Here is a 23,889-nt window from a genome sequence, read left to right as displayed (position 1 = left end):
CAGCAGGCCCTTCCAGGAGAACTGCTCGACCTGTGAGACGCCGAAGACGTCGTCGTCGCCGGGGTCGGTGAAGTCGATCGGCCTGCCGCCCGACGTCATGGGCTGCAGGGCACCGAGAGCCGTACCGCCGTCCGCGTCACGCTTGAACCAGATGTTCGGGAACGCCAGGAAACGGTGCCAGGCCACACCCATGTTCGTGTTGAGCGAGACCACGATCGCCCACGTCATGGTGACCCCGAGCTTGATCATGGCGGCTGAGTAGGTGAGGTTCTGCAGCGTGCTGAGGTCGAGTCCCCTGAACGCCAGGATCAGGGGGTACGAGACGAAGTACGCGGCCTCGTAGTGCTCCACGTGGTGCTGCGCGCCCTCCAGGCCCCGCAGCACCATGATCGCCAGAGCGATGGTGAGAATCACGTACTCGACGAAGTACGCCTGGCCCATCTTGGAGCCCGCGAACCGAGACTTGCGGCCCGCCCGCCACGGCAGGTTCGACAAGCGGATGACCATCAGCGTGACGATGCCGACGGTCGTCGCGGCAGCGATGAACTCGGTGTACAGCTCGTACGGCAGGAAGCCGCCGAGGACCGGGAGGGTCCAGTCGGCTTTGAACAACTGGCCGTACGCGGTGACGATCGTCAGGCCGAGGGTGAGGAAGCCGACGGCGACAAACCAGTGCGCGACGCCGTTGACGGCCCAGCGGTTCATCCGGGTGTGGCCGAGGAACTCCTTGACCACGGTGATGGTGCGCTGCTTGGGGTCGTTGGTCCGGGTCCCGGCCGGCACCGGCCGGCCGAGACGTATGAAGCGGTAGATCTGTGTGCCCGCACGACCGAACAGGACCACGCCGATCACGGTCATGGTCAACGACACGCTGATCGCGGCAAGTTGCATGGCCTTCAATTCTCCGTCACACACTGCGCGGCAGGGTCTCCAGCGCCGTTAACTCGTCGAGGTACCAGGAGACACATATCTCCAGCGTCCGCCTCGCAGGCGGGATGAGGGCTGGTCAGCGGCGCACCCGCATGTCTGCCACTCATGCGGTCACTCATGCGGCGACTCCTCGGCTCACTGTGCCGAGTCCTGGGCTTCGGGAGTCCACCCTGCTTCCTTCCAGTCAGCCTTGAAGTCCTTGCCCGTCGTGACGTCGTAGGCGACGGTTTCGCCAGGGACGGTCCGGATCGGCTTTCCGTGGGTCAGCTCTTCGGAGATGTGGGCGACGACACCGGGCAGTGTCGAGATCACGGCGAGGCCCGTGCTCTCCTCCGGGGTGAAGCCCAGTGCAACGAGTACGGCGGCCATGGCGCCCACGTCGTTGATGGGGATGTCCGCCTTGCCGGGCCGAGCGGTGAAAGCCCGGTGAATCGCCTCGTACAGCTGCGCCGGCTCATTCCACAGGCCCTCCCTGACCGCCGTCTCCCGTAGGATCGCGGCCCGCGGGTCGACCTTCTTGAACACCGGGTGACCCAGGCCGGGAATGCGCTCCTTGCGGGCTGCCATGGACTCGACCAAGTCCGCCGCGAACGTCTCCAGGTCCTCACCCGACTCCAGGAAGTCGGCGTGCGCCGTGGCAATGAACCGCGCGGTGTCCTCCGTCGCCAAGGTGTATTTGCCGACGGCCAACGTCGCGGCGGCGAGACCGGCCACCATGCTGGGATTGGCGGACACGACATACCGGGCCGCAGCGGTCCCGGGCTTCTCCAGTGCGTAGTCGAGGACGGCGGTGAGCACGGCGTCCAGCACCCGAGTCTCGCGAGGGCTGGGCAGGCGCCCCCTGATCAGCAGGAAAGAGGCCGACGTGAAGGACATGCCTCCGATCAGGTCTTCGAGGTCGTATCCACGGATGAAGACCTTCTCCGGCTCGACCCGGCTGATGCTGGACCGCCAGTAGGGTTCGTTTTCATGCGGATGCTGCGCTGTCATTCGTACTCCGCCCGGGTCTTCGGAATCCATCTGGTCTGCGGATTTCACAGTAACCAACGGGACGTCCCCACCCCATTGGCGTCTTTCCAAAGAGCACGGCCGACGTTCAGATTTCCCCTGAACCACAGGTCCTGGAACCACAGGTCCTGCAACTACGGGTCCTGGATTCACAACGGAACAAGAGAACTCCTGGGGCTGGTTGCCCTGCACGGGACCGTCGTCGCCCCGGGACGTGCAAGATCAAGGTGGGGCAGGGCATTGGTTTGGCTACGACGCAACCCCGCATACTTCGTGGAGCTACTGATCGCCAGGGACCGCAGCAATCGAAACGATGGAGCGCGGGCCGACGTTTCCAGGAAAGACGTTACCCGTCGGTACTGCCCCGTTGTCGCCCCTGATCACCATCATCGAGGAGATTTGCTGTGACCACCGAGGATCTTTGGGCTCCGGACTATCCGGACGCTCGTGTTGTTGTCGCCGGCGGTTCTTCGGGCATCGGGTACTCCTCGGCGTCACGCTTCATCAGCGTCGGCGTGCGACGAGTCGCGTTGCTGTCATTCGATCCGGCGCGTGGCTCAGCGGCGCGGTCGGCCTTGCTCGCACAGCACGGCAAAGCGGCCCAGATCGTTCATGTGCCCTTCGACGCGATGGATCCGGTGTCGGTTCAGTCAGCGATCGCCCAGGCGCACGCCGCACTGGGACGCATCGACGTCCTGGTGAACTCGATCTCGGCTCCGGCTTTTCGACCGGAGTTGCTTCACCACATTCCCTTGGCCGATATTCCACATATTCTGGCAGCGCAAGCGACACCTCCCATGCTGTTGACGCGCTCGGTATTGCCTGTCATGACCGAGCAGGGCGGGGGCAGCATCGTCAATGTCGCATCCGATGCCGCCAAGATCGCCACTCCGGGCGAAACAGTGCTCGGCGCGGCCATGGCGGCCATCGTGATGTTCACTCGGGCTGCCGCATTGGAGGTCAAGCGCAACGGAATCCGCGTCAACGCCCTGACCCCGTCACTGATCTCCGGAACGCCCACGACGGAACGCGCATTGGCCGAAGGCTTCAGCAAGAAACTCTTCGAGCGCGCGGCGGCACAGGCACATCTCGGCTTGCCGTCCGCCGACGATCAGGCCGACACGATCGTATTTCTCGGCGGCCCGGCGGCCGCCCGCCTGACCGGACAAGCCATCAGCGTCAACGGGGGAATTTCGGCGGCGTGAGGTACTTCCCGGCGCCCGCTGGGCGGGGCCATGTGACCGCAGCGGCGTCGTGGCCGCTCGGCGGTTCGGCGCTAGCGGTCGGACACCTGATCGCCCATCCATTTCGGCGAGCGTTTCTCGAAGAACGCACTGATGCCTTCTCGCTCGTCAGGACCTTGCCGGACCACGGCGAATGCCTCGGCCGTCGCCTGCCATGCCTGCTCGTCCTCGCGTTCCACCACATCGGCGACAGCACGCATCGTCGCCTCGACGGACACCGGGGAAGCGGCGGCCACGTCGTCAGCGATCAGTAGTGCCTGCGCAAGGGCTTGTCCGGGCTCACTGAGACGGTTGACCAGTCCGAGCGTGTGAGCGCGCTCGGCGGTCAAGGGCCGGCCGGTGAGCAGCATCTCCTTCGCGACATGCAGCGGGAGGGCTCGCGGTGCGCGAAAGAGCCCGCCCGAGGCGGCCAGCACGCCTCGAAGCACCTCGGGGAAGGCGAACGTCGCGGTTGTCGAGGCGACGATCATGTCGCAGGCAAGGGCAATCTCAAAACCTCCGCCATAGGCAAGCCCTTCCACTGCTGCGATGAGCGGCTTGGCCCGCCGACGGCGAATGAGACCGTACTCCCCGCCTCGGTCGGTCCAGGTGTCCCCGGGGGCATTACGCAGATCGCTGCCGGCGGAGAAGACCGAGTCGTGGCCCGCGATCACTCCCGCGCGCAGGCCGGGGTCATCTTCGAGCGTGTTCAGCGCGGCGTCCAGGGCCAGGGACATGTCCCGGTCGATGGCATTGCGTTTCGCCGGGCGATCAAGCCTGATGACGAGGGTTTTTCGCACACGTTCGGTTGCGATCGACATGGGTCCGATCCGTTTCGGCGGTGGGTGAGCCGGGGCGCTCCGCAAAGAAGTCAGCCGGCGGCAATCGAGCCGTGCCGTAGCAGGTCACTGACTCGGCGGCGGTCGACTTTTCCGGTTGTGGCGCTCAGTGGTAGCTCATCGAGGATCATCGCTCGGCTCGGCACCTTATAGGCGGGCAGGTTGTCCCGGCAGAACTGAAGAGCGTCCGCGAGACCGAGCGGGGCGTTGCCTGAAATGACGATAGCCGCGACGACTTCTTGTCCGTAGATGTCGTCAGGCAGAGCGACCACGCAGGCGTCAGCGATGTCGGGGTGCAGGCGCAGGGTCCGTTCGACTTCGGCCGGCGAAACATTGCTGCCTCCCCGAATGATCATGTCGGACAGTCGGCCGACCACGTGGACGTAGCCGGCCTCGTCGACGCGGACCAGGTCGCTGGTTCGGTACCAGTTGTCATCGGTGAGCACCGCACGGGTCTGTTCTTCATTACGCCAATAACCGAGCATGACCCCGGGGCCGCGTCCCCAAGCCTCGCCGATCTCGCCGGCTGCCACCTCTTTTCCGTTGCTGTCGACCACCTTGAGCTCAGAGTTCGGAGCGACAACCCCGGCTGCTCCGGGTCTCGGCTTCGGGTTCTTGATCGGGTCGTACGTCACCAACGGAAAACATTCGGAGGCGGAATAGTTGTCGAATACCGGCAGTCCGGTGTGTGTTGCCCATCGTAGGAAGGCACGTTCGTTACGCGGCTCACCGGCGGACAGGCAGAAGCGAAGTGAGGTGAGGTCGGGTGTGTCTGTGGCCTCGTCCAGGTAGTTGACCAACTTCACAAACATCGTGGTGACCCCGGGCAGGAAGGTCGCACCATGCGTCGATATGGCCTCGACCAGCACGTCCGGCCGCGCTCGGCGTAGCGCGATCACCGACCCGCCACGCACCAGGGTCGCCATGGCTGTCGTATCCAGACCGTAGAGCCAGGCCATCGGCAGGGCGACCACGGTGCGGTCGGACGGGCCGAGATGCCACATCGCTGAATAGGTCATGGCTCCGTTGTGGAGTGCTTCGTGAGAGACCATGACGGCCTTGGGCCGACTCGTGGTGCCGGAGGTGAAGCAGATCAGACCGAGCCGCCCACGGTCTGTGTCCGGGTTCGGCAGCGTGTCCTGCCGAGTCGGAGGAATGTCCGGCTCGTAGTCCGAGATGGAGGCGAGGGGCAGCTCAGGGGCGGCCTCCTCGACTTTCTGTCGAGTGCGCGCGTCCGTAAGGACCAGTACGGGATCACTGTTGGTCAGGCAGTATGCAAGGTCGGGCACGGTTGTCGATGGGTAGATGGTGACGAGTACGCCTCCGGCGTGCCAGATCGCGAGGGTGAAGACGAGGAAGTCGGCGGAGTTCTCTGCGACCAGCGCGATCCGGTCTCCCGGGGCGACACCTGCCCGCCGGAGGCTGCGCGCGCGTGCCTCGATTCCGGCCCACATCTGCTGATAGGTCAGCGTCGAGAGACCATCGATCAACGCGATGGCGTCAGGTCGTTGCCGAGCTTGCTGTTCGACCTCCTCGACCAGGTCCCTGGGCGAGTCATCGGCTGAGGCGACTCGGGCCGTAGTCGTCACCGTGGTTTCCCTTCGTAGGTCACGAATTGTGCGTGCACGGCAGGTTTGCCTTGGCGGACTACGCGGATGTTTTCGGCGCTGATGTTCTCGGCGCCGATTTTCTCGGACTCGAATCGAGAAACGTCCGAGAAGCGTTGATCGAACTCATCGCGGTGCCACACTTCCTGTGGGGAGTCGGCCGTCGGATTGCTGCTCGGGACGCTAGTCAGTGGCCAAGAGGCCAACAACTGGCCGGTTTCCGGTAATCGTCAGCATGCGTTGTGACTTTTCCAGCGGCCCACGCCCAGCGCGTTACGTACCCTGCTTTGTGGCCTCATGTCATGAGCGCCGGGGTGTCCGGCTGTCGGCCGCCTCTTCGACGGTGCTGGTCAAAGCGGTGCGCACCTCGTCCGGCAAGGGCGAGGCCGAGCCCGTTTCGGCATCGCAGTGGACGGCGACGACTCTGCCCTGAGCCGCCGGCCCATCCGGACCGTGGATCTCGAACCGGTACGCCAACGAGGTGTTTCCCAGCCGCTCAAGGAACAGGCGGATGGTGATGCACTGGTCGAAGAACAGACGGTCCAGGTAGTCGACCTCATGCCGTACCCGCGGCATGTGGCCGTAGAGGTGCCCCAGCCCGCGGCTGCGGAACAGCTCGGCCTCGGCGGACTCGACCCAGCGGATGATGGCGGTGCCATGGTGATGGCCGGCGGCATCGGTGTCGTGCCACTCGACCCTCCGTTGCACCTCGACGTCGGCCTTGTGAGCGCCCTGGGGCGTTTGCGATGAGGGTGTTTCGGCGATGGCCACCGGACCTCCGATGAAGGGAACTCACGTCGTGCGCCGAATCGGGAGCGCTGCCTGTTGACGCGCAACTCTACGGCTGCCCGTGCGACCTGAGCCGCGGGACCGGTCCGTTGGCCACAACGTACTCAGGGCTGGGGTGTCGTCGTCACGGCCCGGGCATGCAGGCCCGGCCGGTCCGCGGCGAGTTGCTCTCGCAAGTCGCACGGCTCGTCGACGATGATCTGGGCGAGTACCTCTGCGGATGTGGGGCCGGTGGCGATCCCGAAGGAGTGCCCCGTGTTCAGGTAGAGGCCGTCGATCTTGTCGACGATCGGCAGCTGGTCGGGTGTGGTACCCACGAGTCCCGCCCACAGGCCGGTGACTCCGAGCTCGCCGAGCTTGCCAGTGCGGTCGAGCGCTGTGTCGATCATGGTTTGAGTGGCCGACAAGCTGATGTGGGGGTTGAGCGAGCCGCGGCCGTCCACACTGTTGCCGACGAGAAGCGACCCTTCGGTGCTCTGCGCGAGTGTGTCGGCGTATCCGAAATCGTCGGCGGACATGTTCAACGGCTGCGGCTGCGGGAAGGCGGCGGGATCATGCCCGGGGAGATCGGTGAGGGCGCCACAGTCGGCCACACCCCGCGGACCGTGCAGGATAGGGCCGGGTGCGGCCGCTACCGGCTGTGTGACCAGCTGACCGACCCGCGTCGTCTGAAGGGGCAGGTCGATGCCCTCGGAGCGAAGGTTCACAGACCAGGCTCCCGTGGCCCACACAACGGCATTGGCGTGGACTTCTCCACGGACCGTACGCACGCCCACCACCGTGTCGCCCCGTCGCATGGTCCCCAGCACGGCGGTGTTCTCATACACGCGCACGCCCTTGCGCAGGCACGCACTCCCCATGCCGCGGGCGAAAGCCTGTGCATCAACCTGGGCGTCGTCCGGGCAGTACACCCCGCCGAGGGCGGTGTCAGGGAGAATCGGCGAGAGCTTCTGCGCTTCGCGACGGGTGACCATGGATACCTGGAGCCCCGCTTTCTTGCGGTCCTCGACGTAGCGCTCCAGGTGTGCGACCTGGGTGTCGGTCTCGTAGAAGAAGAGCCCACCGTTGCGACGGAACTCGAAGGTCGGGCCCAGCTCCCGTTCGAGCGCGGCGTATGCCTCGCGCCCTCTTCGGGCGAGCTCCAGCTCCGTGCCTGTGCGGCGCACCTGCAACCACAGTGAACCCGGGTTGCGGCCTGTGGCGCCGAACGCGAAGAACCGCTGCTCCACGATGACGACGTCGAAGCCCCGCTTGCGCAGCTCGTAAGCCGTGCAGAGACCGACGATGCCGCCCCCGACCACCACGATGTCCGCAGAGTCCAGTCCTCGCGCCGTGCCGCTTCCAGCTCCGGCAAGGGAAGCTGCACCTCTCTCCCTCATACCGCCTTCTCGCCTTCATTGAGCCGCGGATGCGACACACGCGACCGTCGAACAGGGCGCGCGGGTCGCCGAGCCACCACAAAACCGCAGAGGCCGGCCTCGGGGCGCTCGCTCTTTTCAAGGACACAAACCTATAGGCGCACTCAGCCCGCCTCCTTCGGGAAGGTACTGAAGACGGGGTCGATTCATCGTGGCATCCACAGTCGTGCCTGGCAGGGGTCGCATTAAGCTGGCGGAATCCGGACTGCGGTCGGCAGATGGAAGACACTCGCCGCTTGGTTGAGGAAATGTTCCATGACGGAGATCACGGCTGGCTGCACGCTCGGTGATCTGCTGGGCAACGACCGGCTGGGATGGACCCTGCTCGTGGACAGGCCCGCAGCACGCGGGCGGCTGGTGCGCGGTGCCCGACTCCTGCTCCCGGGTGAGCACACTCAACTACGAGAAGACCACATCTTGATCTCGCTTCGTGATCCGGGTGAGGACACCTCGATGCGCGAGCATCTGCAAGAGCTGCAAAGTCTCCCGGGGTCGCTCATCATCGCGATGCGCGTGCAGGCGGGGCACGCGCCACGCGGTACGGTCTCTGCGATATCGACGACGGGCACAGCTGTCACGCTGGATGACTGTGCGGGTCAGCACGTCATCCTCGGCCTCCCGGGCGACGCCGATCCTACGGAGCTGATCAGCGAGGTGGCCCGTGCCACCGCGCGGATCGAGGAGACACTCACCCGCAGACTCACCACGCTCCAGCGGTCCCTTGCCCAGGCCCTGGCAGCTCCCCGCCCTCTTCAGTCGCTGACCTCAAGGGTGGCCAAGGTGTGCAGCGCGGTGGCCACGATCATCAGCAGCAGCGGGGCGGCCGAACACCCCACCGGGCCGCTTCCCCTGTCGCTCCTGCTTCCCGAGATCAGGCGCACCCGCAGCGAGTCGCAGATCTTCGGGATCGAGGGCTGGCAAGGGATGGCGGTGAGGGTCTTTGACGGTGCGTCCGACCATGCCAAGGGCGGCTGGCTGCTGGTGGCGAGCCGACGCGCCTCGTTCCCGGACCAGTACTCGATGGCGGCGGTGTACATCGCCGCCTCTCTGGCCGAGACGAGCATGCAGATCGAACTGGCCGCCCAGCGCCAGGAGCGGGCGGTACGGAGTGCCATTCTCGAACAGGCGCTGGCCCTGCGCGCCGAACGTCATGATGCCGAGCTGGCAGAGAAGTTCGCCTCGCTGGGGTTCGCCTTCGGCCAGGAGACACGGTGCATCGTGGTCGAACTCGCGCAGGAGTCGTCGTCGGTCCGCGATGCGGCCGCCCTGGACAGCATGTATCACACACTGCACCGTGAACTCACGGCCGAGGACATACCTCACCTGCTGGTGCTGCGCGAAAATGCCGTGGTCGGCCTTCTCCAGGCCACTGCCCGGGGGGCACACAGAACCTTCGTCAAGGTCAATGGAAGTCCACGCGACTTCCTGCTCGGAGTCGGCCGGCAGACAAACGGAGTGGGAGACATAGCCGACTCGTATCATGATGCGCAGCTGGCCGTCCTGGTCCTGCTGCGCCGTGTCGAAGCGTCCCAACTCAGCATGGTCTACGAGGACTTCGACTTCGCCACTCGTCTGTTCTCGGATGTGGGCCTGGAAAAGATGACGGCCTGGGCGGACGAGCTGCTGCGTCCCATCGAGGACAACAAGCTCATGATGCAGACCCTGGCCACGTACTTCGAGTACCAGCAGAACATCATGGAGGCCGCGGAGGTCTTGGCGGTCCATCACAATTCGCTGCGCTATCGCCTGTCCAAGATCGAGGCGGCACTCGACGTGAGCCTGCGGGACCCGGCAGCGGTGTCGTCACTGTTCCTCGCCTTGACCGCGTACTCCATGGCCCGGGCCGAATCGGACCTCAACCGCTCCATCACGCCAAGTGCTCGGCCCACGGCCATCGGAGATTCGCGTGTCGCGCATGCCGGCGGAGCCGTACTCGATGACGCACAGCAAGGGCTCACCTCGCGGTTCGGCGCGGCGATCGGTCCGGAACGCTAACTCATCGCCTCTATAGGACGCGGCGGCGTACTTTCCCCAGGTGCCGTCAAGTCCGAAAGCGCTTCGGTGGCCACCGGACAGGTCCGGTGGCCACCGAAAGACCGGAACAGTTCGGGCGGCTCCCTACTGGCGACCGATGCTGTTGTAGACGTCGGAGCGGTTCCGCTTCAGGTAGAACGCCAGGCCGCCGCCGGCCAGGGTGACGCCCCAGATGAAGGTGATCAGGATGTTCTTCAGGGTTCCCGTCGCTCCGGTGAGCAGGTCGAAGTGCTGGGTCGCCAGGACCAGCGTTACACACAGCACGGCGAAGGCGATGAGCGAAGCCACCGCCGGTCCGACCGCCTTTCCATGTATGCGGTCGCGCAGCAGGAAGACACCGATCGCGAGCGTGACGAGGACCAGCATGATGACGAAGACATAGCTGTAGAGGCCGGCCAGCCGTGCGTAGAGTTCGTCCTCGGGTGCGTTCGTGATCGCGAAGACGGCGAGCACGAGCAGCGCGGTCACGCTGAGGGCGAGCGAGGACCTGTGCGGGGATACGTGCCGTTCGTGAGCCCGACCGAAGCGTCGGGGGAGGATGCCGTCGGCGCCGAGGTTGAACATGTATCGCGCGCTGATGTTGTGGGCCGCGAGAGCGAGAGCGAACGAGCTGGTGAAGAGCATGATCGTCGCGGCGTCGTACGCGAACTGACCGGTGTACTGCTTGATGCTGTCGGTCGACGCGGTCACCATCTTCTTGTTGACCACGTCCATGACGGCGGCGGCACCGTAGGAGTTGATGAAACACCATGCGGTGACGGCGTAGAGAACGGCGAGCAGCGCCACCACTCCGTAGGTCGCGATCGGGATGGTGCGCTCCGGCTTGCGTACTTCGTCGCGGAAGATCACGGTCGCCTCGAAGCCGCCGAAGAGGCCCATGCCGAAGAGGAACGCGATCGGGATGGAGCCCGAGAAGACCTGGTGCGGTGTGAAGGAGTCGAAGCCGATGCCGTGCGCGCCACCCTTTGCGAGAACCGAGATGTTGTAGGCGACCATCAGAAGCAGCTCGCACGCCAGGAACAGTGTGAGAACGCGGCTCGAGAAGCTGATGTTGAAGTGGCCGAGCACACTCGTCACGATGAGCATCAGGCAGGCCCACACCCACCACGGGGCCTCGGGACCGTGGAAGACCTCGACGATGGCGGTGTTGAGGGCGATCCCGCCGAGCGCGTAGGCGCTGAGCAGGGCCACGAAGTAGCAGGTGAGAGCCGTGAAGCCGGAACTCAGGCCGACGCCCCTGCCCAGGCCGGCGGTGATGAGGGCGTAGAAGCCACCGGGCTTCTTCAGCCGTGCGGACATGGTGACCAGGCCCACCGCCAGCATCGTGACGATCACTCCGCAGACGAGGAACACCACTGGTGTTCCGATTCCGTTGCCGAGCAGGACCGCGACCGGGATGAACCCGAGGAACACCACGACCGGGCCGTTGAAGGCGACGACCGTGAAGATCAGTTCGAGCACACCCATGTTGCCGCGCAGGCTCGCGGTGTGCACACCGCTCGAAGCCACTTCGGCACCAGCAGCGGCTTCACTCGCTGTGCTCATATGGCATCCTCCCTCACTTGATTTCACGGATGCGTCGCCGCCCGCCCATGGGGCCTTGGTGTGGCGTGCACCACGTGCCATTGGAGATGCCAGAACGGTAGGTATTCCTTTCGGACACCTCCATGGGAAGAAGTCCGAAACTCGGCGGCAAGCCCTGCCATCTCCACGACGAGGACCGCGTCCGGTGTGGTAGGGCGGAACGACGACGCTCCCGGCGGTCATACCGGGAGCGTCGTTCATGCGTCAAGCCTGGGTGTGCGCGCGCTTCAGGCTCTGTGCCGGTCGATTTCCGCGGTGAGCGCGGGGAGGACCGTATGGAGGTCGCCGACGACGCCGAAGTCGACGAGTTCGAAGATGGGTGCTTCCTCGTCTTCGTTGACGGCCACGATGGTCTTCGATGTCCGCATGCCGGCACGGTGTTGGATGGCGCCGGAGATACCGGCCGCGACGTAGAGCTGCGGGGCGACGGTCCTGCCGGTCTGGCCCACCTGGTGGGTGTGCGGTATCCAGCCCGAGTCGACGGCGGCGCGGGAGGCTCCGACGGCCGCGCCGAGGGTGTCGGCAAGGGCCTCGACCGGTCCGAAGTCGCCGCGGGTGCCACGACCGCCGGAGACGACGATCGCCGCCTCGGTCAGTTCGGGACGGCCGGTGGCCGCGCGCGGCTGGGTGTCGTCGATCCGGGCGGTCTGTGCGGCCTGGGAGATCGTCACGGCGAACGGCGTGACGGTACCTGCGCCGGGCGACTCTTCGGGGGCGGCCGAGTTGGGTTTGACCGTGATGATCGGGGTCCCGGTGGTGACCTTGCCGGTGACGGTCTGACCGCCGGCGAAGACCGACTGTGTGGTGGTGCCGTCGGCCTCGACGCCTACGGCGTCGGTGATCAGGCCCGAGCCGAGTTTGATGGCCAGACGACCGGCGATCTCTTTGCACTCGGCCGAGGAGGACAGCAGGATCGCGGCCAGGTCCCGGTCGGCCGCGAGCTGGTGCAGCGCCTCCGCCTTGGGGGCCACGAGGTAGTCCCTGATGTCGGTGTCGTCGATGACATAGACCCTTTCGGCGCCATGCGCCTTGACCGCGTCGGCGACGGATTGGCCGGCATCGGCGCTGCCGATGAAGACGGCCGACGGCTCGCCGAGCTGCCTGGCGATCGCGAGCAGCTCGTACGTCGGCTTCTTGACCGTGCCCGCCACATGGTCGACGAGGACCAGAACCTCAGACATGTCGTATTCCTTCTCAGATGAACTTCTTGCCGGTGAGGAAGTCGGCGAGCGCAGCGGCGCCCGAGCCTTCCTCGTCCTTGACGATCTCGCCGGTGGTGCGCGGGGGGCGGGCGGCGGTGGTCTCGACGGTGGTCCGGGACGCGTCCAGGCCGACCAGGGACGCGTCGATGCCGAGGTCGGCCAGGTCCCAGGTCTCCAGGGGCTTCTTCTTGGCCGCCATGATGCCCTTGAAGGACGGGTAGCGGACCTCCCCGGACTGGTCCGTGACCGACAGCACGAGCGGCATGGTGGCGCTGATCGATTCCGTGGCGGCGTCCCCGTCGCGCCGGATGTGCACCCGGTCGCCTCGGGTCTCCACCCGCGACGCGAGGGTGACCTGCGGGATGCCCAGGTGCTCGGCCAGCATGGCCGCAACGACGCCCATGCCGCCGTCGGTCGAGGCCATACCGGTCATGATCAGGTCCGGTACGGTGCCGTCGCCCGCCTTCTTCACAGCCTCGGCGAGGACCAGCGAGGTGGCGATCGCGTCGGAACCGGCGATGGCCTCGTCGCAGACGTGCACGGCGCCGTCCGCGCCCATCTGCAGAGCCTTGCGGAGGGCGTCCTCGGCGTCGTCGGGGCCCACGGTGAGGGCCGTGACGGTGATCTCCTCGTCGGCGCGCTCCTCCTTGATCCGGAGTGCCTGCTCGATCGCGTACTCGTCGAGCTCGGACAGCAGGCCGTCGACGCCGTCTCGGTCGACCGTGCTGTCCGGCTCGAAGCGGCGGTCTGCGGTGGCGTCGGGCACATACTTCACCAGGACGACAATGTTCATGAGTGGAGAGATCCTTCGGTCAGTTGGCAGCCAGGGCCGCCGCACCCTTCAGGGTGACGAGATTGCTGTTGAGTACGACGACTCCGCGGTCCGGGAAGCGGCGCCGGTGCTGTTCGTAGGCGGCGGAGACGATGGTGCAGCCGATGACGACGGACTGTGCCTCGCCCGCCGCGGCCAGGTCGGCCACGATGCGGTCCACCGCCTCCGCCGCGCCGCGGGGGTTCTCCAGGATGGCGTCGCCCTCCCAGCCGATGGCGGACACGCCGACGCAGGCGGTTCGGTGTCCGTAGTCGTCCACGAGCCCCCGAATGACCGGCGCGGCCTCGGCGATGTCGGTGATCACGGCGAACTTCGGGCCGAACTGCGTGGCAACGGCGGTGGTGAACTGCAGCGGTCCGACGACGGGGATCCGGGACACGGCGCGGGCCTCGCGCAGCGCGGGGTCGTAGTGACAGGCGATGACGACCGCGTCGTACTGCTCGGCGTCGGCCTGCTCCACCGCCTTGACAATGGCCTGCGTCTGGGCGGTGTCGTAGTCGACGTCCGCGGATTCGAAGCGTGCTACGTGCTGGGCGGAGACGATCTGTTTCCCCTGTCCCGTCAGCAGCGAGGTGAGGACGGCGTCGAACTCGTCGTCGTGCTCCGACTTCTCGAAGTGGAACGGGGTCAGGAACAGGACACGCGGCGCGGCGCCGGTCTCCTTTGCTGCGGGGTCGGCCGTCCTTGTTGCGGGGTCGGCCGTCCTTGTTGCGGGGTCGGCCGTCTTTGCTGCGGAGTCGGCCGTCGCCCGGTCGACCGGCGCGATCGACAACAGCAGGCGGGTGCCCGGCTCGCCGCCGTAGCGGACGGTGGTCCCGTCGGGGAGTGCGATCAGCTCGCCCGCGCCGGCCCGCAGGTCGGTCTCGCCCTCGTCGCCGATGACGAGCAGAGATGCCTCGCCGCTGATGACGTAGATCGACTCCTCGTACTCCAGGCGCCACGGGTCCGCGTAACCGCCGTCGGGGAACGTCATGAAGTAGCTGCCGAGTTGGCCGAACCCGGCTTGCGCGGTGCGATGCTCGATGACCGCTGGGCCGAATGGCCTGGCCCTGCTCTCGTCGTAGGGAAGGACCGTCGCCTTCGGCGGGATCGGCATGTGGTTCTCCTCGGATGCGCTGTGTGTCTTCGGATGCGCTGTGTGTCAAGCGGTGAGCGGCTGTCGGACGGTGTGTGACCGCGCGCGGCTGCCCATCGGGGCGGCGCATCAGCCCGTGGCCTTCAGCATGACGTGTTTGACCTGGGAGTATTCGTCGACGGCATGGGCCGAGAGCTCCTTGCCGTAGCCGGACTGGCCGAAGCCGCCGAAGGGCATCTCGTTGGCCAGGACGAGATGCTGGTTGAGCCACACGGTGCCGAAGGCGAGTTCCCGCGTGAAGCGCAGGCTCCGGGCGACATCGGTCGTCCAGACGCTGGCGGCCAGACCGTAGTCGACCCCGTTCGCCATCGCGAGCATCTCGTCGTCCGAGCCCGCGCGCTGGATGGTGACCACCGGGCCGAACACCTCACGCTGGACGATCTCGTCGTCCTGCCGCACGTCGGTGATCACGGTGGCCTCGTGGAACCAACCCGGGCGATCGATCCGGTTGCCGCCGACCAGAACGGAAGCACCCGCCGAGCGGGCCCGCTCGACGAAGCCCTCGACGCGTTCCAGCTGCCGCTGTGAGATGACCGGGCCGAAGTGGGACAGCTCGTCCTCGGGGTCACCGCACCGCAGGTCGGCCACGGCCTTGCAGTAGGCATGGGTGAAGGAGTCGTAGGCGGCGTCCTCGACGATGATCCGGCAGGGCGCGGTGCAGTCCTGGCCGGCATTGAGGTAGCCGGTCGCGGCCAGCTCGCCGGCGACGGCCTCCAGGGGCGCGTCGGCGAAGACCAGGGCCGGCGCCTTGCCGCCGAGTTCCAGGTGGACGCGCTTGAGCGTGGCGGAGGCCGCGGCGGCGACCTTCTTGCCGGTGGAGACGTCTCCGGTCAGGGACACCATGCGCACGGCGGGGTGCTCCACGAGGGCCGCGCCTGTGCCGCCGTCACCGAGGACGAGGTTCAGGACACCGTCGGGGAGCACCTCCCGCGCCAGCTGGGCGAACAGGAGCGTCGACAGGGGCGTCAGCTCGGAGGGCTTGAGCACGACGGTGTTGCCCGCCGCCAGCGCCGGGGCGAGCTTCCACACCGCCTCCATGAGCGGATAGTTCCAGGGAGTGATCAGCCCGACCACGCCGAGGGGTTCGCGCCGGGTCATGGAGGTGCTTGCGTCCACGTACTCGCCCGCCGCGCCGGCCTGGGAGATCCGTGCGGCGCCCGCCATGAACCGCAGCACGTCCGCGTCGTATGCGATCTCTTCGCGGGCCGGGCCCAGCGGCTTTCCGACGTTGAGGCTCTCCGCCGTCGCGAGGTCCTCGCGGGCGGCTTCCAGCCGGTCCGCGAGGGCAAGCAGCAGCGTGGCCCGCTCGGCCGGTGTGGTGCGGCCCCATGTGCGGAAGGCCGTGGTCGCCTTCTCCACCGCGGCGGCGACTTCTTCGGATGTCGCGTTCCGGAAGGCGGCGAGGGGCTCACCGGTCGCAGGGTTGTGGGCGACGGAGACGTTGCCGTCCTCGGGGGCTGCGCGCCAGTGGTCGAAGAACGGACCGGCGAGCGGGGCGGTGTGCATGGGGACGTCGACCTCCTGGACAACGGTGAGGCGCGGGCCGCGAGAGCGGGCTGAACCGAGACGGGTACGGGAGACGGGTACGGCCTCTTGGCTGGTCAGTCTTGTCCTGCGGCACCGGGCCGGGAACTGTGATCCGCACAAGACCCGGCCCGGTCACTTGTGACCGGAACGGGGGCCGACAGCGCGAACTCGGAGCGGACATCGCAAGGTTGACCGACGCTCTCGTGAACTCGGCGAGGCGGTCGCTGCTGCGCGCCGAGGCCGAGGATGTCGGGCTGGTCAGGCCGGCCGGGTGTTCTCCGGGTGGGTGGAGTGCGGGTGGGTGGAGTGCGGGTGGGTGGAGTGCGGGTGGGTGGAGTGCGGGTCGCTGTCCGGTCGGGCCGGCGCGGCATCCGACCAGGCGTCGTACGCCTGCGACAGGGTGGGAAACCAGATGCCGTCGTGGCTGACGACGTGGTCCAGGAAGCGCTCAAGCATGATCATGTTGTTCGCCCGGCCGATGGTCTGCGGGTGAAGGGCGAAGGTCATGATGCCGCCGGAGCAGCGCTGGTAGGCGAAGTCGAAGCTGTCCTTCCAGCGTTCGAGGACTGTCTGGTTCGACTGCATGAGCGGGCTGCCCTTGAACGACTCGAGCTCGGGGAAGTCGTCGAGGCACCAGTGCACGGGAAACTCCAGCACCTGGCTCTCCGGCCCGAACGTGTTGCCCCGTTCGAGGTCCAGGTGCGTGACCATGCGCGGGTGGTACGGCGTGAAGTCGCGGCCCATCAGCGAGGAGTCCCAGTCGAAGCCGTACTCGGCGAGCAGGTCGAGCGTGATGCCGGTGACGTCCAGGGCCGGTGAGCGGTATCCGCCGGGCCGGGTGCCGAGGAGACGCTCGTGCTGTGCCACCTGTAGCTCGATCAGGCGCCGCTCTTCGTCCGGATCGAGCTTGGGGACGTACTCGTGGTAGACCCCGTGGGCGGCGATCTCGTGGCCCGCGGAGACGATCGCGTCGACGGCGGCGCGGAAGGTCTGCATCGTGTGCGTGGGCACGAACCAGGTGGTGGTGATGCCGTACCGCTCGAAGGTGTCGAGCAGACGGGGGACGCCGACCTCGGCACCGAACTCGCCGCGTGACAGCAGTGTCTGGGAGGTGGAGCGGAAGGTGCCCATCCAGACGCTGTGCGCGTCGAAGTCCGGGCCGAGCGAGATCGCGAGTCGCTTGCCCGCAGGCATCTGAAGTGGCATGAGCACGTCCTCCAGTCGTTCAGTACGGTCCGGTTGGCGGACGGCGTGGGTGGGGTCAGTGGTGGCTTGGGCCGCAGGCCGGCGACGGCACGCTACTCGGGCGCGGGCACATAGACCGCGCCGCGTGCCAGTACGGGAGCGACAAGCTCGTCGGAGCACACCTCTTCCGGCGTGGCGAGCGCGATCGGGCGGCGGGCCTGGCCGGGGTAGCCGAGCGCGGAACGCACCTCGCTCGACATGTAGTAGGCGGAGTGCAGGGCGAACACCACCTGTTCGAGGTCCTCCCCTATCCAGCGCTCGATGTCCGCGAACGTGCACGTCCGCGAGGCGACTGCCCGTTCTCCGGCCCTGGTGACGGCCGGTTCCAGTCGTGGGTCGGCCTCCAGTGCCTGGTCGAGCAGCTCCAGGTGTGCGCCCACCGCGCGTCCGGACGGAAGCTTCTCGGTGCCCGGAAGCAGCACGTCGAGGATCGAGGCGAGACCGCCGCGGGTCCGGTCGTCGATCGCGTTCTTCCGCTGAGTCCGCTGAGGCTGCTGAGTCCGCTGAGTCTGCTGAATGTCCATGGTCACACCGGAACCTTCTGATCGCTCGCCGTGTCCATCAGGTGCTCGACCGCGCGGGCGGCGAAGGCCACCACCGTCGACGTCGGATTGACCGAGGACGACGTCACGAACACGCTGCCGTCCAGGACGAAGAGGTTGGGTACGTCGTGGGCACGGCCGTACTGGTCGACGACCGAGGTGGCCGGGTCGTCACCGCACCGGGCCGTCCCGAGCATGTGCCAGCCGACACCCGGCATCCACGGCACGACCTTTGTCTCGATCGCCCCGGCGGCCTGGTGCGCCTCGTGCATGCGCGCCACGTTCCATTCCAGGTTGCGCACGCTGTCCTCGGAGAGCCGGTAGGTGATCTTCGGTGCCGGGATTCCGGAACCGTCCACCGTGTCGGGGCTGAGCGTCACGGTGTTGGTCTCGTCCGGCAGGTCCTCGATGGAGGCCGCCCACTCGAAGGCCCGGCCGAGGGCGCGTTCGACGAGAGCCTGGCCGGCTGCACCGGTCCGTTCGGCGAGGGGCAGTTCGGCGTACCTGGACAGGATCTCCATCGGGCCCGGGATCGCCATCGCCGACCACTTGGCGCCGCGGGCGAAGCCCCGGCTCAGATCGGTCTCGGCGAACTGCAGGGAGTACAGGTTTGCGCCGAACGGGCCGAGCCAGCTTTCGAGTTGGTCGGGGTAGATGCCCATGACGCCGACGAAGGGGTGCATCATCAGCCGCTTGCCGACCAGGCCCGAGGAGTTCGCGAGACCGTCGGGGAAGCGGTTGGAGGTGGACAGTTGGAGCAGGCGTGGGGTGCCGACGCCGTTCGCGCATACGATGACGACCGCGGCGGAGGTGTGGTGCTCCTGGCCCGCGGCGTCGATCCAGGCCGCACCGTTGGCGAGGCCGGCCCCATCGACGGTCACCTCACGCACCCGGGCCTCGGTGATCAGGGTTGCGCCCGCGGCGAGCGCCGCAGGCCACATCGCCACGTCGAACGATCCCTTCGCGCCCTCGGGACACCCCGCCATGCACGTGGCCCAGCGCGCACACGCGCCCCGGTCGCCGTGGGTCTTCGTCATGATGGCCTGAGTGCCGGGCCACCAGTGCCAGCCGAGCCTGTTCATGCCCTCGGCGGCCCTCACACCGATGCGGCCGATCGGCACACCGGGCATCGGCGGCTCGACGGTCGGCGGGTACGCCGGGTCACCCGGGCGCCCGGAGACGCCGACCATCTCGTCGAGCAGGGTGTAGTAGGGCTCCAGGTCCTCGTACGTCAGCGGCCAGTCGTCGGCGAATCCGTACAGGCTGCGCACCCGGAAGTCGGAGGGGATGAAGCGGGGCCATTCGGCGCCGAAGAAGATGCTGCTGCCGCCGACACCGTTGAAGTTCAAGGGATGCACATCGGCCTCGGACACATCGCAGGGGTAGTCCCAGGCACCGCGCCGCACGTTGGGATCCGCCGACCATGAACTCGCGAGCAGGACGTCCCGCTCCAGCTTGTCGCTCGGGTAGTCGTTACGGTTCACCCAGCCGCCCTGTTCCAGGACGGTGACCCGGTAGCCGCTCTCCGCCAGAATCCGGGCCGACGTCGCTCCGGAGGGACCCGCCCCGATGATCAGCACATCCATCGCTGCCTTGCCCGGCGGCTGCCCGACTACTGTCATCTGAAGTCTCCTCGGTGGGTCCGCGATGCCCTGCTCCCCCGGCGGGGCTGTCCTGGCCGTGAGGGTGCTCACTTGTCCGGCAGCCTAGGGAGCCCCGATCCGGGACCAGTACTGTGAGCTGTTCAAATCTCTCGCGGCCCGGCAGTGAGAAGTCCAGAAGTCGCTGATCAAGACGGATGCCCCGCATTCGGGCTGACTGCGAAAACCGGCCCGGACATGGCCAAGGCCGCCTCCGCTACCCGCGGAAACGGCCTTCGACCTGCGACGAAGCCGGTCAGGACGACAGGATGTGAACCTGCGACCCCTTGACCCCCAGGAGTAGGCGTCGAAGGTCTTTTCATCACGCATCAGCGTGAGGTCGGAGAGCGCTCACTGCAACACCGCGCCGAGTCCGACGGCCTCACCGGCCAGACCATCAGCGTCAACGGCGGCCCGGTCCATAGGCGACCGTGCTCCGTGATCGGTGCAGTAGGAACACCTGCACCGATCACGCAGCGGATCACTCAACCACGCCGCAGGTCTTGTTGATGAACTGCGGCGCGATCGTGTTCCGCATGAGGTTCTGCACCGCCGTATAGTTCGGTTCATCAGCCGCGATCGTCTGCGGCTTCCACCAGCCCTTCGAAGAGACGCTGCTGTGCCGGGTCCTCGTGTGCGGTGCCCTCGGGATGCCACTGCACCCCCAGGAACCAGGCGTCGTCGGCGGCGAGTTCGACGGCCTCTGCCGTCCCGTCGGCGGCGCGTGCGGTCACGGTCAGCCCCTGCCCCAGTCGGTCCACGTGCTGATGGTGATAGCAGGACGCCTCCGCCTTGTCGGCGCCGATGGTGCAGGCCAGGGCAGAGTTCGAGGTGATGGAAACCGGGTGCCGGAGGTGGCGATGCTCGATTCCGGGGCCGCCCATGTCCTGGTGTGAGCGCCGACTCGGAGCGGTGTTCTTCGAGGAGATCGGCGAGGCGCACCAGCACCTGCCCGCGTTCCTTGGGGCCAGGCGTGGCCATGGGCCGGTGTCGAACGCGCGGCGTGCCGCGGTGACGGCGGCGTCGATCTCGGCCCGCGAAGGTGCAGCCGGCACCTGCTTCATCGACGCCGTTGATGGAGTGCGATCCGGGCAGTTCCAGCGTCTTGGCTTTACTGAGCCATTCATCGGCCGTCGTGGGGCCCGATGCGGCGGCCTCGGATGCGTGCGTTGGCTGCCCCGAGGGCCATCACGACGGGCACCGTGAGCCCGAGCCACACGGCCGTGCCGACCTCGCCGCCGATGAGGGTGGTGAAGTTGGCCAGAATGAGCCAGCTGGCGCCCGCGATGCCGAGCGTTCCCAGCACAGGAGCGATCAGGGTGTTCCAGAGGTGCTGGTCCGCGCGTCGACGGCGGAAGAAGACCACGACGGACACGGAGGTCAGCAGGTAGAGGAGCATCATTGCCAGGACGGCCAGCCCGCTGAACCAGGAGAAGAGAGTGACAACGGGGTCCTTGGCGGTCAGCACGAACGGGACGACCAGAGCCAGGGCGATGGCAGTCTGCACACAACCTGCGATCGACGGCGCCTGCCGTCTGTTGAGGCGAGCCAGGGAGCGGGGGAACTGTCTGTCCCGGCCGAGGGAGAACAGATAGCGGTTGGCGGAGTTGTGGAACGTGAGGATGCCTGCGAACAGTGAGGTGGCGAGGAGGACGGGCAGGACGTCGCCGGCCCAGCCGCCGAACTGGGCAGCGATGGGCGCGAACACGAAGCCGGCCGAGTCACCGGAGGCCAGGGCCTTGCCCGCCGCCCCAGGCGCCTTGGACGCGCCGTAGGCGGAGATGAGCATCCAGGAGACCAGGGCGAAGAAGATGGTGACGACGATGACCGACAGGTAGGTGGCCCGGGGTACTGTCTTGGCGGGCTCCTTGGCTTCCTCGCCGTAGATCGCGGTGGCCTCGAAACCGAACATCGACGCCATGGCGAACATGACGGCGACACCGGGTGCGCCTTGCAGAGCCGCCGAGGCGGAGAAGCTCTCCGTCACCCCCAGCCCCTCCGGCCCGCCGCCCTTGAACAGGGTGACGAGGCCGAAGACCAGCAGGATGCTGAACTCGGCGAGCACCAGCACCGCCAGGACGCGGGCCCCCGTCTCGATTCCGGCGGCCCCGAGCGCCTGCACGACGGCCATGGTGACCAGCGTGTACGCCCACCACGGCAGGTCAAGTGCAGTGTGCTGGGCGACGATCGAGCTGACGATGGAGCCGTACAGTCCGTATATGGCGGCCTGGATGACGCAGTAGGAGAACAGGGCGACGCTCGCGCTTGCCGCTCCGGCGGTCCGGCCAAGGCCCGTGCCGATGTAGGTGTAGAAGGCTCCGGCGTCCACGACATGCCGTCCCATCGCGACGAACCCGATGGAGAAAAGGAGGACCACGATGCCGGCCAGCACGTAGGCGGCCGGTGTGCCGGAACCATTGCCGGTCGCGACCGAGATGGGGGCTGCGCCGGCGATGCCCGTGAGAGGCGCCTGACCGGACAGAACGAAGAAGAGGATGCCCAGGACGCCCAGGGCGTTGGGTTTGAGCGTGGCTGAAGAGCGGGCCTCCCTCCGCGTGGTCCGCTCGGCGGGAACCATCTGACTGCCCACACGAATCACCTGCCAGAGAACGAGAATGTCGTTTCAGGTCAAACGAACTGCCTCATCGTGGTGGGCAACTATCCATTTGGCAAGGGGGTGGTCGCGGAAAAGCGAAGGCGATCGTGAGAGAGCTGGGTCAGTCTCCGACGGACCCCTCGGCCAGACCATCGAGCCAGGCCCTGAGTTCTGACAGGGCCTCTTCGGTGACATCGCGCTCGCCGAAGACCAGCTGGTGCAGCACCAGTCCCTCCAGCGCGGCGAAGACCAGCCGGGACAGTCCGCGGCTCACCGGCCGGGGACTCATCCGGGACAGCTCCCGTCGGCTGGCCTCGAAGTACTCCTCGTACAGACTCCGCAGGTGAGGCAGCAACTCCGGCTTACGCCGTGCCTCCAGCAGCAACTCGTACTGGAACGCCTGCAGTTCAGGACTCGACTCGACCATGTCCGTGAGCCCGCTGACGAAGTCGGCTGCCTTGCAGCGCGCTGCTGCTCACGGACGTGCGGATGGCATGGGTGACGGCCTCCTCGATCAGCGCCTCCCGCGAATCGAAGTGGTGGACGACCAGCCCGTGGGTGACGCCGGCCTCCTCCGCCACGGCCCGGTAGGTGAGCTTGCGCAGTCCGCCGCGGGCCACCACGCGGACGGCGGCGTCCAGCAGGGGCGTGCTTCCGGCGTGAAGATGTGCCTCGGGTCGCCGGACTCGTGGTCGCGCAGCTCGCGCAGTGGCCAGAAGGTGTGCGAGAGGGCACCGGAGGCGATGAGCAGCACCCGGCGGCCCGGGGTGGCGGCGATACCGTCGGCCAGCGCCCGACCCAGCCGCAGATGGTCCTCCATGTCGCCGGTCTGACAGACGCCGATGGTGACCCACCGTTTGTCAGGCAGGCCCTCGCCGAGGAACTTCCACAGGTTGATCACTCAGTCCTCGATCCGGATGGCCTGGAGCGGGCAGACATCGGCAGCCTCCTCGACCTCGTCGCGCAGCGCTTCGTCGGGGTCAGACACGTAGGCGAGGTGCCCGGCGTCGTCGAACCGGAAGACGTCCGGGGCGGCGAAGACGCACTGGCCGTGGTCCTGGCGCTTGTTCATGTCGACGACGACCTTCATGGCCGGTCCTCCTGATGCTGAGTGAGCGTCGGAGCGACTGAGGAAAGGGGCCCGGGCCCCGACGGTGTCCAGGGCATGGCCCATCGCATAGGACGCATCGAACCCGGCATGCTCGCCGATGTCATCGTTGTCGACCAGAACCCCTTCGAGGTACCGATCACTCAAGTCCACGCCACCAAAGTCAAGATGACGTTCGTCGAAGGGGAACCCGTCTACGACCTCCAGGCGCGGAAGTCGGGTCAAGGTTCCCTCTGAGGACTCGCGGTGGACCATGAGGTTGGCCCGCTGTCCGGGGACTGTTGCCAGTGCTGTGACCGTATAGGTCTGTTCACCGGCCCACGCGGCGGACGCATCTCCACCGCCGTCCTGCGCGATGCCACGCACTGGGACGACGTGGTCACCAGGCTCGGCTACGAACCTGCGCCGCCATGACCTCCGGCACACCGGACTGACCTGGTTCGCCGACGCCGGAGTCCAAGTGCACGTCCTGCGCAGGATCGCCGGCCACGGATCACTGACCACTACCCAGCGCTACCTGCACCCGGACGTACACAAGATCACGGCCGCCGGGGCGGCGCTCTCCGCGCACCTCACGCTGACCTCGGGCAAGCGCGCCGGTCCCCACATGCTCCCCAAGTATGATCAAGG

At 67.0% G+C, this 23,889-nt stretch carries 19 protein-coding genes and 4 pseudogenes; 4 read left to right on the top strand and 19 right to left on the bottom strand.

Translation table 11 applies throughout. The features are described 5' to 3' along the window. A pseudogene (locus tag ACWEKM_RS24260) lies at nucleotides 1-891 on the bottom strand (Fe-S oxidoreductase); the annotation flags it as partial. A gap of 174 nt (nucleotides 892-1,065) precedes the next feature. After that, the gene (locus ACWEKM_RS24255; protein ID WP_451623298.1) at nucleotides 1,066-1,920 is read right to left on the bottom strand and encodes a citryl-CoA lyase; all 855 of its coding nucleotides are present in this window, start codon (nucleotides 1,918-1,920) and stop codon (nucleotides 1,066-1,068) included. A 422-nt stretch (nucleotides 1,921-2,342) separates the two neighbouring features. Here ACWEKM_RS24255 and ACWEKM_RS24250 point away from each other — a divergent pair, with 422 nt between their 5' ends. Continuing rightward, complete coding sequence (locus tag ACWEKM_RS24250) at nucleotides 2,343-3,143, top strand: SDR family NAD(P)-dependent oxidoreductase (protein ID WP_451623297.1); 801 nt, start codon at nucleotides 2,343-2,345, stop codon at nucleotides 3,141-3,143. Nucleotides 3,144-3,214: 71 nt separating this feature from the next. On the opposite strand, the gene ACWEKM_RS24245 is transcribed toward ACWEKM_RS24250, so the two are convergent. The 4 genes from ACWEKM_RS24245 to ACWEKM_RS24230 form a co-directional block, all read right to left on the bottom strand. Then, entirely contained in the window at nucleotides 3,215-3,982 is a 768-nt protein-coding gene (locus ACWEKM_RS24245; RefSeq protein WP_451623296.1) for an enoyl-CoA hydratase-related protein, read from the bottom strand. 50 nt (nucleotides 3,983-4,032) lie between these two features. Further along, entirely contained in the window at nucleotides 4,033-5,589 is a 1,557-nt protein-coding gene (locus ACWEKM_RS24240; RefSeq protein ID WP_451623295.1) for a class I adenylate-forming enzyme family protein, read from the bottom strand. 318 nt (nucleotides 5,590-5,907) lie between these two features. Next, a complete protein-coding gene (locus ACWEKM_RS24235; RefSeq protein WP_451623294.1) occupies nucleotides 5,908-6,378 on the bottom strand; it encodes an acyl-CoA thioesterase in 471 nt (156 codons plus the stop codon). Between the two features lie 122 nt (nucleotides 6,379-6,500). Then, entirely contained in the window at nucleotides 6,501-7,700 is a 1,200-nt protein-coding gene (locus ACWEKM_RS24230; RefSeq protein ID WP_451623293.1) for an NAD(P)/FAD-dependent oxidoreductase, read from the bottom strand. A gap of 369 nt (nucleotides 7,701-8,069) precedes the next feature. On the opposite strand from ACWEKM_RS24230, the gene ACWEKM_RS24225 reads away from it, so the two are divergent. Continuing rightward, the gene (locus ACWEKM_RS24225; protein WP_451623292.1) at nucleotides 8,070-9,809 is read left to right on the top strand and encodes a PucR family transcriptional regulator; all 1,740 of its coding nucleotides are present in this window, start codon (nucleotides 8,070-8,072) and stop codon (nucleotides 9,807-9,809) included. A gap of 123 nt (nucleotides 9,810-9,932) precedes the next feature. On the opposite strand, the gene ACWEKM_RS24220 is transcribed toward ACWEKM_RS24225, so the two are convergent. From ACWEKM_RS24220 to ACWEKM_RS24160, 13 genes and pseudogenes are all read right to left on the bottom strand, one after another. Beyond that, nucleotides 9,933-11,393: an APC family permease gene (locus ACWEKM_RS24220; protein WP_451623291.1), complete on the bottom strand. Its 1,461-nt coding sequence runs from the start codon at nucleotides 11,391-11,393 to the stop codon at nucleotides 9,933-9,935. Between the two features lie 266 nt (nucleotides 11,394-11,659). After that, entirely contained in the window at nucleotides 11,660-12,613 is a 954-nt protein-coding gene (locus ACWEKM_RS24215) for an electron transfer flavoprotein subunit alpha/FixB family protein (RefSeq protein WP_451623290.1), read from the bottom strand. A gap of 13 nt (nucleotides 12,614-12,626) precedes the next feature. Beyond that, nucleotides 12,627-13,427 carry an electron transfer flavoprotein subunit beta/FixA family protein gene (locus ACWEKM_RS24210; protein WP_451623289.1) on the bottom strand — a complete coding sequence of 267 codons (801 nt, stop codon included), beginning with the start codon at nucleotides 13,425-13,427 and terminating at the stop codon, nucleotides 12,627-12,629. 19 nt (nucleotides 13,428-13,446) lie between these two features. Continuing rightward, nucleotides 13,447-14,562, bottom strand: coding sequence for an aspartate/glutamate racemase family protein (locus ACWEKM_RS24205; RefSeq protein ID WP_451623288.1), 1,116 nt, complete (start codon nucleotides 14,560-14,562; stop codon nucleotides 13,447-13,449). Nucleotides 14,563-14,670: 108 nt separating this feature from the next. After that, complete coding sequence (locus tag ACWEKM_RS24200) at nucleotides 14,671-16,107, bottom strand: aminobutyraldehyde dehydrogenase (RefSeq protein WP_451623287.1); 1,437 nt, start codon at nucleotides 16,105-16,107, stop codon at nucleotides 14,671-14,673. A gap of 279 nt (nucleotides 16,108-16,386) precedes the next feature. Beyond that, on the bottom strand, nucleotides 16,387-17,334 hold the full coding sequence (locus ACWEKM_RS24195) for a polysaccharide deacetylase family protein (protein WP_451623286.1): 948 nt from the start codon (nucleotides 17,332-17,334) through the stop codon (nucleotides 16,387-16,389). 92 nt (nucleotides 17,335-17,426) lie between these two features. Beyond that, entirely contained in the window at nucleotides 17,427-17,897 is a 471-nt protein-coding gene (locus ACWEKM_RS24190; RefSeq protein WP_451623285.1) for a hypothetical protein, read from the bottom strand. Between the two features lie 2 nt (nucleotides 17,898-17,899). Then, nucleotides 17,900-19,537 (bottom strand): GMC family oxidoreductase, encoded by a 1,638-nt coding sequence (locus tag ACWEKM_RS24185; protein ID WP_451623284.1) that lies wholly within the window; start codon nucleotides 19,535-19,537, stop codon nucleotides 17,900-17,902. A 587-nt stretch (nucleotides 19,538-20,124) separates the two neighbouring features. Beyond that, nucleotides 20,125-20,610 carry a gamma-glutamyl-gamma-aminobutyrate hydrolase family protein gene (locus ACWEKM_RS24180; RefSeq protein WP_451623283.1) on the bottom strand — a complete coding sequence of 162 codons (486 nt, stop codon included), beginning with the start codon at nucleotides 20,608-20,610 and terminating at the stop codon, nucleotides 20,125-20,127. A gap of 68 nt (nucleotides 20,611-20,678) precedes the next feature. Continuing rightward, a complete protein-coding gene (locus tag ACWEKM_RS24175; RefSeq protein WP_451623300.1) occupies nucleotides 20,679-22,133 on the bottom strand; it encodes an APC family permease in 1,455 nt (484 codons plus the stop codon). A gap of 139 nt (nucleotides 22,134-22,272) precedes the next feature. Next, nucleotides 22,273-22,867, bottom strand: a pseudogene (locus ACWEKM_RS24170) (TetR/AcrR family transcriptional regulator). Then, nucleotides 22,768-23,049 (bottom strand): annotated as a pseudogene (locus tag ACWEKM_RS24165) (catechol 1,2-dioxygenase); the annotation flags it as partial. The pseudogenes ACWEKM_RS24165 and ACWEKM_RS24170, both read right to left, overlap by 100 nt. Nucleotides 23,050-23,052: 3 nt before the next feature. Then, a complete protein-coding gene (locus ACWEKM_RS24160) occupies nucleotides 23,053-23,241 on the bottom strand; it encodes a ferredoxin (RefSeq protein ID WP_451623282.1) in 189 nt (62 codons plus the stop codon). A 21-nt stretch (nucleotides 23,242-23,262) separates the two neighbouring features. On the opposite strand from ACWEKM_RS24160, the gene ACWEKM_RS24155 reads away from it, so the two are divergent. Together ACWEKM_RS24155 and ACWEKM_RS24150 are read left to right on the top strand one after the other, a co-directional pair. Next, complete coding sequence (locus ACWEKM_RS24155; RefSeq protein WP_451623281.1) at nucleotides 23,263-23,496, top strand: amidohydrolase family protein; 234 nt, start codon at nucleotides 23,263-23,265, stop codon at nucleotides 23,494-23,496. Nucleotides 23,497-23,565: 69 nt separating this feature from the next. Further along, nucleotides 23,566-23,863 (top strand): annotated as a pseudogene (locus ACWEKM_RS24150) (tyrosine-type recombinase/integrase); the annotation flags it as partial. Nucleotides 23,864-23,889 lie beyond the last annotated feature (26 nt).

This window comes from Streptomyces sp. NPDC004752 (assembly GCF_053601275.1).
This window is presented reverse-complemented; position numbering and strand designations above follow the sequence as displayed.